Annotated in this window: 6 protein-coding genes; 5 read left to right on the top strand and 1 reads right to left on the bottom strand. The window is 68.8% G+C overall.

All coding sequences use genetic code 11. The features are described 5' to 3' along the window. Positions 1-82: 82 nt before the first annotated feature. The 3 genes from nudC to AC1MED_RS13020 all read left to right on the top strand — a co-directional run bounded on the left by nudC (position 83) and on the right by AC1MED_RS13020 (position 4,072). The gene (nudC, locus tag AC1MED_RS13030; protein WP_479783701.1) at positions 83-1,180 is read left to right on the top strand and encodes an NAD(+) diphosphatase; all 1,098 of its coding nucleotides are present in this window, start codon (positions 83-85) and stop codon (positions 1,178-1,180) included. A 145-nt stretch (positions 1,181-1,325) separates the two neighbouring features. Continuing rightward, a complete protein-coding gene (locus AC1MED_RS13025) occupies positions 1,326-3,467 on the top strand; it encodes an ATP-dependent DNA helicase UvrD2 (RefSeq protein ID WP_479786673.1) in 2,142 nt (713 codons plus the stop codon). Further along, entirely contained in the window at positions 3,467-4,072 is a 606-nt protein-coding gene (locus AC1MED_RS13020; protein WP_479783699.1) for a M48 metallopeptidase family protein, read from the top strand. The genes AC1MED_RS13025 and AC1MED_RS13020 overlap by 1 nt, the downstream gene beginning before the upstream one ends. Before the next feature lie 95 nt (positions 4,073-4,167). Here the strand turns inward: AC1MED_RS13020 and AC1MED_RS13015 are convergent, their stop codons facing one another. Beyond that, positions 4,168-5,622 (bottom strand): zinc-dependent metalloprotease, encoded by a 1,455-nt coding sequence (locus tag AC1MED_RS13015; protein WP_346959559.1) that lies wholly within the window; start codon positions 5,620-5,622, stop codon positions 4,168-4,170. Positions 5,623-5,857: 235 nt separating this feature from the next. Here AC1MED_RS13015 and AC1MED_RS13010 point away from each other — a divergent pair, with 235 nt between their 5' ends. Further along, positions 5,858-6,964 carry a YlbL family protein gene (locus AC1MED_RS13010; protein ID WP_479783696.1) on the top strand — a complete coding sequence of 369 codons (1,107 nt, stop codon included), beginning with the start codon at positions 5,858-5,860 and terminating at the stop codon, positions 6,962-6,964. A gap of 127 nt (positions 6,965-7,091) precedes the next feature. After that, positions 7,092-10,094 carry a UPF0182 family membrane protein gene (locus AC1MED_RS13005; protein ID WP_346959558.1) on the top strand — a complete coding sequence of 1,001 codons (3,003 nt, stop codon included), beginning with the start codon at positions 7,092-7,094 and terminating at the stop codon, positions 10,092-10,094. Positions 10,095-10,129 lie beyond the last annotated feature (35 nt).

Here is a 10,129-nt window from a genome sequence, read left to right as displayed (position 1 = left end):
GCCCTCCCGCCGCAGCCCCGGACCGGGGCCGGAACCACCGGGGGAAATGTCAATTGTCGGCGGGGGTCGGTACGGTGGGTACATGAGTCTTGCGGAGTCACCGGAGTCCGGCACCGGGCAGAATACCGGGCCAAGTACGGAACACATTGATCGAGCCGCGGTGGTACCTGCCGCGGCCGACAGCCCGCAGGCCAACCAGCTGCGGGACACCGTCCTTCCGGTGCGCCCCGCGTTGATTGACCGCGGCTCCGCGGCCAGGTTAAAGCCCGGAATGCTGGAGGAACTGCTCCGCGCCGGCGGCGTGCGCGCTATGGTCCTGTCGCGGCGCCAGGCGCTGGTCAGCGGCGAGGGCCTGGTCTTCCTTGATGCAGCAGGCCTCGCCGACCGGCTCAGGGGGACCGCTTACGCCCCGGAACAGGTGATCTACCTCGGCAGCGCCCTGCCCGGGGCCAGCGCAGCGGCGGGGACCCAGTACGTGCTGTTCATCCTTCCGGAACAGTTCGAGGTCCGTGCCGAGCCGTTCGAACCGCACGTCGAAGGCATTCCGGCCGGCGCGCAGTGGGCCGGGTTCCGCGAGGTGGCCGCGCAGCTGGATCCCACCGACACAGCCCTGTTCATCGAAGCCAGCGCCATCGCCAACTGGCACGCCACCCATACGCATTGCCCGCGTTGCGGCGCGGCCACCGTGCCGGAGGCCGGCGGCTGGGTCCGGCGCTGCCCCTCGGACAAGTCCGAGCACTACCCCCGCACCGACCCGGCCATCATCGTCACGGTCGTGGGGCCGGACGACCGGCTGCTGCTGGGCGGCGGCGGCCCGCTCGACTCCCGGAACTACTCGACCCTGGCCGGCTTCGTCGAGCCCGGCGAATCCCTCGAGCAGGCCGTCATCCGTGAAATCGGCGAAGAGGTCGGCGTCCGGGTCACCGCATCCCAGTACCTTGGCTCCCAGTCCTGGCCCTTCCCGGCGTCGCTGATGCTCGGTTTCACCGCGACGACGGCGGACACCGAGGCCAGGCCCGACGGCGTCGAGGTCACCCGGGCGCGCTGGTTCAGCCGCCGCGAGCTGCAGGACGCCGTGCTGAGCGGCGAGATCGTCATCTCCAGCAGGCTCTCCATTGCGCGTGCCCTGATTGAGCACTGGTACGGGGGCGTCATCCAGGACCGCGCGGACAACGCATGAGGTCATCGTGACAGCACCCGGCGGCACTCCGGCGCTGACGACGCCTGGCCGCCACCACCGCACCCCCTCCAACGACTGAGCAGCAGACGTGAACACAGATATCTTCCAGTCCAGCGCCTTCCCGGCCGGACAACCGGAGCCCGGCATGCCGGCCGCCGAACCCCCCGCACCGGACAACCGCTCCCTCGAGGAGCGGATCCTCGGCGGACTCGACGCCGAACAACGCGAGGTGGCCAGCACCTTGAACGGGCCCATGTGCGTGCTCGCGGGAGCCGGCACCGGCAAGACCCGCGCCATCACGCACCGCATCGCCTACGGTGTGCACTCGGGCGTGTACAGCCCGCAGCGGCTGCTGGCCGTCACCTTCACCGCGCGGGCCGCCGCCGAAATGCGCAGCCGGCTCCGCGACCTCGGGGTCGGGAGCGTGCAGGCCCGCACCTTCCACGCCGCGGCGCTGCGCCAGCTCCAGTTCTTCTGGCCGATGGCCGTGGGAGGCGCCCTGCCGAACCTGCTGGACCACAAGGCGCAGATGATCGCGGAGGCGGCTCGCCGGCTGCGGCTCAGCACCGACCGGGCCTCCATCCGGGACCTTGCCTCCGAGATCGAGTGGGCCAAGGTGTCCATGCTCACCCCGGCCAACTACCTGGAAAAGGCCCAGGGCCGCGGCACGCCCGGTGGCTTCGACCTGACCGCCGTCGCGCGGGTCTTCCAGTCCTACGAGGACGTGAAGACGGACCGGAACGTGATCGACTTCGAGGACGTCCTGCTGATCACGGTGGGGATCCTGCAGGAGGACCCCAAGGTGGCCGCCACCGTCCGGGAGCAGTACCGGCACTTCGTGGTGGACGAATACCAGGACGTGTCGCCGCTGCAGCAGCGGCTCCTCGAGCTGTGGCTGGGCGGCCGGGACGACCTGTGCGTGGTTGGCGACGCCAGCCAGACCATTTACTCCTTTACCGGTGCCTCGCCGAAGCACCTGCTCGGCTTCAAGGCCCAGTACCCGGACGCCACCGTGGTCAAGCTGATCCGCGACTACCGGTCCACCCCGCAGGTGGTGAAGCTGGCCAACGATCTGCTGGCCGGCCGGCGCAGCGGCGGTCCGGTGGCAGACGCAGCCTGGGCCGCGCCGCTGCAGCTCGTGGCCCAGCGGCCGGCAGGCCCCGTGCCCCAGTTCACCGAATGCTCCGACGACGAGGCCGAGGCTGCCACGGTGGCCATCAAGATCCGGACGTTGCTGGACGCCGGGACGCCCGCGAGCCAGATCGCAGTGCTGTTCCGCACGAACGGCCAGTCGGAGGCCTACGAACAGGCCCTCGCCTCGGCCGGCATCGGCTACCAGCTCCGCGGCGGCGAGCGGTTCTTCGCCCGCAAGGAAGTCCGCGACGCGATCCTGCAGCTGCGGGCCGCCACCCGCGCCGTCGCCGAGACCGCGGCGCCGGAGCCCCTGGGCCAGCTGGTCCGCGACATCGTCTCCTCGCTCGGGTACACGGACGCGGCCCCGCACAGCGGCGGCGCGCTGAGGGAGCGCTGGGAATCGCTGGCTGCACTCGTGGCCCTGGCGGATGAGCTGGTGGTCAGCAGGGGAGCGCAGTTCAGCCTCGCGGACTTCGTGAACGAACTTCAGGAACGTTCGCTGGCGCAGCACGCCCCCACCGTCCAGGGGGTGACCCTGGCGTCCCTGCACGCCGCGAAGGGCCTGGAGTGGGAGGCCGTGTTCCTGGTCGGGTTGAGCGAAGGGCTGATGCCGATTTCCTTCGCGGACACTCCCGAGGCCGTGGACGAGGAGCGCCGCCTCCTCTACGTCGGCATCACCCGCGCCAAGGAGCACCTGAACCTGTCCTGGTCCACGGCCAGGACCCCGGGCGGCCGCGCCAACCGGAAGCCCTCGCGGTTCCTTGACGGGCTGCGGCCGGACTCGGTGGCGAGCTCCTCGGTCCGCGGCAAGGGAGCGGCGCCGCGGCGCAAGGCTGCCGTGCCGGCGTCGTGCCGGGTTTGCGGAAGCATGCTCTCGTCCGGCGCCGAACGCAAGGTGGGCCGGTGCAGCCAGTGCCCGCCGAGCTACGAGGAGCAGACCTTCGACGCGCTGCGGCAGTGGCGGAAGGAAACCGCGCTGGAAGCCGACGTCCCCGCCTTCGTAGTCTTCACCGACGCGACCCTGACCGCGATCGCCGAGGCGCGGCCGGAATCGCTCGAACAGCTCGCCAAGCTGCCCGGAGTCGGCGCGTCCAAACTGGAAAAATACGGCGAAGCGGTGCTGGCGGTCCTGGCGGAAAGCTCCAGCCTCTAATGGCCGGCGCCCGGACCACCAGCGGCATCCCGCTGACCACCGCCGACGGCGCACCCGTGGAGGTGCGCCGCTCGGCCCGCCGGCGCCGCACGGTGGCGGCGTTCTGGGAAAACGGCACCGCGGTCGTCGCCATCCCGGCGCACTTCAGCGGCGCCCAGGAACTCGAATGGGTCAACCGGATGCTGGAAAAGCTGCGGCTGCAGGGCAGCCGCGGCCGCAAGGCCGCCGGCAAGCGCCGGGCCGGCAGCGACGTCGAACTGGCAGCCCGGGCGGCCGAACTGTCCGCCAGCTACCTCGGCGGCCGGGCCGTCCCGGCATCCGTCCGCTGGGTGACCAACCAGAATTCGCGCTGGGGCTCGGCCACGCCGTCGGAGGGGACCATCCGGCTTTCGCACAAGCTGCAGCCCATGCCGCAATGGGTCATTGACTATGTGCTGCTGCATGAGCTGGCGCACCTTCTGGTGGCGGCCCACAACGCCGCGTTCTGGCGGCTGCTGGCGGCGTACCCGGACACTGAACGCGCCAAGGCGTTCCTGGAAGGCGTGTCGTTTGCCACTTCCCGCGGCCTTCCGCCGGACGGCACCGACGACGACGTCGACGACTGAGGCTCACCGCCCGCTGACGCCGGCTGGCACGGGAAAGCCCCGGCCCGAACCGAGGTTCGGGCCGGGGCTGCCGGAGTGGTTCGCTGACGCCGCGGCTAGGCCTTGGGGCTGCCGCTTCCGCCGCCGGGTCCATCGCCGGAATCCTTTGCGTCTCCTGGCTCATCGCCGGTCTCGTCGCCGGCCTGCTCCGCCCCGGGGGCCGCGGTGTCGAACCCGCCGCTCAGCAGCTTCTGCAGGGCATCGTCAACCTCGGTGTCGCTGGCCTCGGCCAGCTTGCGGCGCTCGCTGAAGCCCTTCGGGTCATCCAGGTCTTCGGGCGTGGGAAGCAGGTCGGGGTGCTGCCAGATGGCGTCCCGGCCCTCCACCCCGCGTTCTTCCTTGAGCTGGGCCCACAACGTGGCGGCCTCGCGCAGCCGGCGGGGCCGGAGCTCAAGCCCGACTAGGGAGGAGAACGCGTGTTCCGCGGGGCCGCCGGTGGCGCGGCGGCGCCGGACGGTCTCGCGCAGCGCCGCCGCCGAGGGCAGCAGCTTCTCCGTGGCGGCGGCGGTAAGCTCATCAACCCAGCCCTCCACCAGGGCCAGCGCGGTCTCCAGCTTTTCGAGGGCCTGCTCCTGGGCCGGGGTCCGCTGCGGCATAAAGACACCCTGCGACAAGGCTTCCTGGATGCCCTCGGGATTGCTGGGGTCCAGCTCGCGGGCCAGCTCCTCGATTTTGGACGTGTCAATGTGGATGCCGCGGGCGTAGGCCTCGATCGCGCCGAGGAGGTGCCCGCGCAGCCACGGCACCTGCACGAAAAGCCGCGCGTGGGCCGCCTCGCGCACCGCGAGGAAGAGCCGGATGTCGTTTTCCGGCAGGCCGAGGCCCTCGCCGAACTTCGCCACGTTGGCCGGCAGCAGCGCCATTTCCAGGTCGGCGAGGGGAACGCCGATGTCGGTGGAGCTCACCACCTCGGCGGAGAGGGCGCCGATTGCCTGGCCCAGCTGCATGCCGAAAATGGCGCCGCCCATGTTCTGCAGCATCGAGGAGGCGCCGCCCATCATGGACTTCATTTCCTCGGGCATCTGCTCGGTCATGGCGGAGGAGAGCGCGTTGGCGATGCTGTTGGCAACAGGCTCCGTCAGCCGCTTCCACGTGCCCAGCGTTTCCTCAACCCACTCGGCGCGGGACCAGGCCCGGCCGATCAGTCCGGTAGCGGGAAGCTCGGTGACCTGGTCCAGCCACAGCTCCGCGAGCCGGAGGGCCTCGTCCACTTCGCGGGACTGCGCGGCGGTGACGGAGGGGTCGGATCCGCTGGCGGCCACCCGGCGGGCGTTTTCGTGGGCCAACTGCCAGTTCACGGGCCCGTCAGAGGAAGCGCTCATCATGGCCTGGACCTGCGAAAACATCTGCGCCAGCAGGTTCGGATCGTCCGGCAGCCCGGCGGCCTTGGCGAGCTCCGCCGGATCGATGTCCCCCATGCCCTTGCCGCCCATCAGGTTCTGCAGCATTTCTGCCAGCGGATCCTTGGGTTCGTCGTCCCCGTTGGACGGATTGAGTGGGTTAGAGGTCATGATCCCGCCGATCGTCGGTGTGACTGGTGCTCACCTTCACGCTACCCGCCGCCCGCGCGGCTGTCTCCCGAAACCCGGCCACGTTCGCTGTCGGCAAAGAGCCCCGGCGGTGCCCGAGCGCGTAGTGTTAGAGACTGGAATAATTGCAGGCTGCCGAGCCGGTTTCGGCCGCAGCCGCAGCGCCCTGGGTCCCGTTCCCGAAGCGGTCCGGGCGCCGGCACGGAGAGGTCCTTCATTGACGTATACCCAGGGCGGACACGCCCCCGGCGAACCCGCGCCCCGCGACGGCGGCAAGGACAACCGCTCCTCGGCCATGCTCGTCTCCGGCCTGCTGGCGCTGGCACTCGGCCTCGCCGCCATGAGCCTGCCCGTTCCGTACGTGGTGGAGTCTCCCGGTCCCACCTTCAACACGATTGGTACGGACAACGGCAAACCGGTCATCACCGTCTCCGGCCACGAGACTTTCCCGGCCAAGGGCAGCCTGGACCTCACCACGGTGTATGTCGACGGCGGCCCGAACGGCCCGGTCACCGCGTTCGAAGCCCTCAGCGCCTGGCTGACCCCCACCAAGGCGGTCTACCCGGAGGAACTGATCTTCCCCAGCGGCGTCACCAAGGAGCAGTCGCAGCAGGAAAGCGCCGTCGCCATGACGACGTCGCAGGAGAACGCGGTGGCCTCCGCCCTCAAGGAACTCCGCATTCCGTTCGAGCAGAAGCTGCAGGTTGCCGGGATCCCGGACGACTCGGCGTCGAAGGGCAAAATCCGGGAAGGTGATGTGCTGGTCTCCATCGACGGCAAACCGATCACCGCCCTGAGCGTGGTCCAGGCGCAGCTCGCGGCGGGCGCGGGCAAACCGGCCACTGTCGTCGTCGACCGCAACGGCAGCCGGCAGCCGGTGACGGTGACCCCGAGCAAGTCCCAGACCGGCCGTTACCTGCTCGGCGTTGTGCTGCAGTACAAGTTCAAATTCCCCTTCGACGTCAAGATCTCGCTGGACAAGGTCGGCGGCCCCAGCGCGGGCATGATGTTTGCCCTCGGCATCGTGGACACCGTGACACCCGGTGACCTGACCGGAGGCAAGCACGTCGCCGGTACCGGAACCATCACGCCCGACGGCGCCGTGGGGGCCATCGGCGGGATCGGCCAGAAGATGGTCGGCGCCAGGTCCGGGGGCGCCACCATGTTCCTTGCCCCGGCGGCCAATTGCGACGACGTCGTGGGCCACGTCCCCAACGGGCTGCAGGTCGTCAAGGTGGAAAACCTGGCCGAGGCGCGGCACGCGGTCGAGCTCGCCGCCAAGGGCAGCGACACATCGGGACTTCCCACCTGCACCAGCAACTAGACTGAGCCCGGAACTAAGCTCCGGCGCCACTCGTGGCACTAAATAACGGCCCGTAAGCCGCAGCCAGCCACCAGCTATAGACAACTAAAAACCAGCAGCACCGACGACCAGCTATGAGGTACCGAGTTTGTCCCGTCCCAGCACCGTCCCACCCGGAAGGCCACCGCAACGGCGAGGAGCACTGACGCCGACGTTGATTGTGGTCGCCTTGATCGTGGTCGGCTTCATCTTCTTCGCCAATGTCTGGACGGACGTCCTCTGGTATCAGCAGTTGGGCTTCTTCGAAGTCTTCCTGACCGAGAACCTCGCACGGATCGCCATCTTCCTGGCCGGCTTCGCCATCATGTTCGCCGCCATGTTCTTCGCGATCCGGATCGCGTACACCTCGCGTCCGGTCTACGCGCCGGACTCGGACGTCCGGGACAACCTCAACCGCTACCAGGCCCAGCTTGAGCCGATCCGCCGCGTGGTCATGATCGGCCTGCCGGTGCTGTTCGGCCTCTTCGCCGGCAGCGCGGCCGCGAGCCAGTGGCAGAAGGTGCTGCTCTTCCTCAACCAGGAGCCCTTCGGCCGCAACGACCCGCAGTTCAACCTGGACATCAGCTTCTACCTCATGACGCTGCCGTTCCTGGGCTTCGTCACCGGCTTCCTGATCAGCGTCGCCGTCGTGGCCGGGATCGCCGGCATCCTCACCCACTACCTTTACGGCAGCATCCGGCTGCTGGAGCGCGGCATCTTCACCAGCCGCGCCGCCCAGATCCACCTCGCGGTCACGGGCGCGGCGTTCCTGCTGCTGCTCGGCGTCAACTTCTGGCTGGACCGCTACTCCGCCGTGCTGAACAACAGCGGCCGCTGGGCCGGCGCGCTCTACACCGATGTGAACGCGGTCATCCCCACCAAGGCCATTCTCGCCGTCGCCGCGGCGCTCGTGGCCGTGCTGTTCATCGTGGCCGCCGTCATCGGCAAGTGGCGGCTGCCGGTCATCGGCACCGCCATGCTGGTCATCACCTCAATCCTGGCCGGCGGCGTCTACCCCTGGGTGATCCAGCAGTTCCAGGTCCGCCCCTCGGAGCAGACCCTTGAGAACGAATACATCAAGCGGAACATCGCCATGACCCGCGCCGCCTACGGCCTGGACAAGATCCAGGAAAAGCGCTACGAGGCCACCACCAACGCCACCACCGGCGCCCTCGCCCCGGACGCCCAGACCACCGCCAACATCCGCCTGCTGGACCCGAACCTGATCTCGGACGCGTTCTCGCAGCTGGAACAATACCGGCCGTACTACCAGTTCCCGAGCACCCTGAACGTGGACCGCTATGAGGTGAACGGCAAGATCCAGGACACCGTCATCGCCGTGCGCGAGCTGAACCCGGACGGCCTGGCCACCAACCAGCAGTCCTGGCTCAACCGGCACGTGGTCTACACCCACGGCTACGGCGTGGTAGCGGCCAAGGGCAACAAATTCACCGCGGACGGCAAACCTGAATTCCTGCAGTCCGGCATCCCGTCCACAGGTGTTCTGGGGACCGACGCCAGCTACCAGCCGCGGATCTACTTCGGCGAGAACTCGCCGGACTACTCGATCGTCGGAGCCCCGGAGGGCGCTCCGCACCGCGAGCAGGACCGCCCGGCCGCCAAGGAAGGCGATGCCGGAACGCAGTACACCTTCACCGGTAACGGCGGTCCGAACGTGGGCAGCTTCTTCAACAAGATCCTCTACGCGATCAAGTTCCAGTCCTCGGACCTGATGCTTTCCGACGGGGTCAACGCCGAGTCGCAGATCCTCTATGACCGCAACCCCAAGGACCGCGTCCAGAAGGTTGCGCCCTACCTGACCGTGGACGGGAACGCCTACCCGGCCGTCGTCGACGGACGGGTCAAGTGGATCGTGGACGGTTACACCACGAGCCCGTACTTCCCCTACTCGCAGCAAGCGCAACTCTCGGATGCCACGCGCGACTCGCTGACCTCGTCCGGCCGCACCGCCGCGCTGCCGAGCAACTCCGTCAACTACATCCGCAACTCGGTCAAGGCCACCGTGGACGCCTACGACGGCTCCGTCACGCTCTACGCCTGGGATGACCAGGACCCGGTCCTGAAGGCCTGGCAGAACGTTTTCCCGACGTCGCTGAAGCCGTATTCGGAGATGTCCGGCGCCCTGATGAGCCATGTTCGCTACCCGGAGGACATGTTCAAGGTCCAGCGCGAGCTCCTGGGCCGCTACCACGTGACGAACCCGGAGAACTTCTACACCAACAACGACGCCTGGAGTGTGCCGAACGACCCGACCGTGAAGGACGACGTCAAGCAGCCGCCGTTCTACATGTCGCTGCAGATGCCCGACCAGGAGAAGCCGGCCTTCCAGCTCACCTCCTCGTTCATCCCGCAGGTGGTCAACAACAACGCCCGGAACGTCCTGTACGGTTTCCTGGCCGCGGACTCGGACGCCGGCAACCAGAAGGGCGTGAAGGCGGAGAGCTACGGCCAGCTGCGGCTGCTGCAGATCCCGCCGGAAACGCAGGTGCCCGGCCCCGGCCAGGCGCAGAACAAGTTCAACTCCGATCCCACGGTGTCGCAGGCCCTGAACCTGCTGCGCCAGGGCGCGTCCGCGGTGCTCAACGGCAACCTCCTGACGCTGCCGGTCGGCGGCGGGCTGCTGTACGTCCAGCCGGTCTACCTGAAGTCCACGGGTGAGACCTCCTATCCGACGCTGCAGCGCGTCCTGGTGGCCTTCGGTGACAAGATCGGCTTCGCACCGACCCTGGACGAGGCCCTGAACCAGCTGTTCGGCGGCAGGTCCGGTGCCACCGCCGGTGACGCCCCGAACAACGGCAAGACGCCGGCAACTCCCGCGCCGGGATCCACGCCGCCGTCCTCCGGGGCGGCGACGGACGGCAAAGCGGAGCTAAAGGCAGCACTGGATGAGGCCAACGCCGCCATCAAGGCAGGGCAGGAGGCGCTGGCCAAGGGTGACTTCGCTGCCTACGGCGAGCAGCAGAAGAAGCTCTCCGCGGCCCTGCAGCGGGCGATCGACGCGGAAGCCAAGATCACCACGACGACGCCGGTTCCGTCGCCGAGCAGCAGCGCCTCGCCGTCGGCCACGCCGTCACCGTCGCCGAGCAAGTAGACGCTCCCAGGGCGGCAGGCCGTTGAAGGCCGGGT

The organism is Arthrobacter sp. BI5 (assembly GCF_056680065.1).
The sequence above is the reverse complement of the archived record's forward strand: the minus strand, read 5'-3'. Positions and strand labels throughout refer to the sequence as shown.

Bases quoted from the DNA above. Each gene is read 5' to 3' on its own strand.
- AC1MED_RS13020 (WP_479783699.1), top strand. From the start codon at position 3,467: ATGGCCGGCGCCCGGACCACCAGCGGCATCCCGCTGACCACCGCCGAC.
- AC1MED_RS13025 (WP_479786673.1), top strand. From the start codon at position 1,326: ATGCCGGCCGCCGAACCCCCCGCACCGGACAACCGCTCCCTCGAGGAG.
- nudC (WP_479783701.1), top strand. From the start codon at position 83: ATGAGTCTTGCGGAGTCACCGGAGTCCGGCACCGGGCAGAATACCGGG.
- AC1MED_RS13015 (WP_346959559.1), bottom strand. From the start codon at position 5,622: ATGACCTCTAACCCACTCAATCCGTCCAACGGGGACGACGAACCCAAG.